The organism is Streptococcus cristatus (genome assembly GCF_003943505.1).
In the GTDB taxonomy this organism is placed as follows: Bacteria; Bacillota; Bacilli; order Lactobacillales; family Streptococcaceae; genus Streptococcus; species Streptococcus cristatus_E.
In genome coordinates this window covers 1-990 of sequence record NZ_RJPS01000036.1, presented here as the reverse complement: position 1 = coordinate 990, position 990 = coordinate 1, and the positions used below count along the sequence as shown (strand labels likewise).

Sequence of the window (990 nt, the reverse complement as noted above, 5' to 3'; positions counted from 1 at the left end):
ACGATTGTTGGAACCAACAAGAGAGCCGCTTCGATGAGCAGGAGTTTAGAGAGGAGAAAGCGAATCATAGGTCTATTCATGGGGCTACCTCTCTAACAAATCGTAAACCTTATCGATGTTTTGAATCAAGGTTGTCACGATGATCTTATCTCCGACTTCCAAATAGTCATCTCCACTTGGGAAGATGGCTACGCCTTGACGAATGATAGCAGCAATCAGCACCCCGCTCCTCAATTTGAGCTGAGAAAGTGGCTGTTCGACCATTTTATTTCCTTCATTGATCTGGAATTGAAGCGTTTCAATTTGGCCATTTGCTACATGGTGCAAGGCTTCTAGGCTGGAGAATTGCGCGTTATTCCGTCCGCGGATAAAGTGCATAATGGTATCAACAGCAATCCCTTTTGGCGTGACAATACTTGCGAGTCTTGATTGTCAATAATCTCGAGGAGGCTTGTCCGGTTGATCTTGGTAATGTTTTTTTGAACTCCAAGATTGTTGAGGAACATTGAGGTGATGATATTTTCTTCATCGACGCCTGTCAGAGTAGCTATTGCATCGTAATGTGCAGCTCTTTCCTCGAGTAGAATATCTTTGGCTGTACCGTCTCCATTGACCACATAGAGCTCAGGAAATTCTTGGCTGAAGAACTCTGCCCGCTGGCGATTGATTTCGACGACCTTGAGCTCAATCTTACTATTTTTGAGAATATTTAAGAGATAATAGGCAATCTTGCCTGCCCCGATAATCATGAGGCTCTTGATGACTCTTGGTCGGATTTTATTGTGGAAGCGGACAATTTCTGAACGATTTCCAGTCAGGAAGATTTTATCAGATGGCTGCAAGATGAAATCACCATCTGGAATGCTGAGTTTTCCTTCTCTCTCAATAGCACAGATGATAACGTGAGGGAAATGCTTCCTAAATTGCGAGAGACTCATTTGGCAGAGATGACTTTCTGGCTTGATTTTAAACTCCATCAAGGTCACTCGA

The 990-nt window shown here is 43.4% G+C and carries 1 pseudogene; it reads right to left on the bottom strand.

The window, feature by feature from the left end:
* Positions 1–84: 84 nt before the first annotated feature.
* Positions 85–990, bottom strand: a pseudogene (trkA, locus tag D8792_RS10765) (Trk system potassium transporter TrkA); the annotation flags it as partial.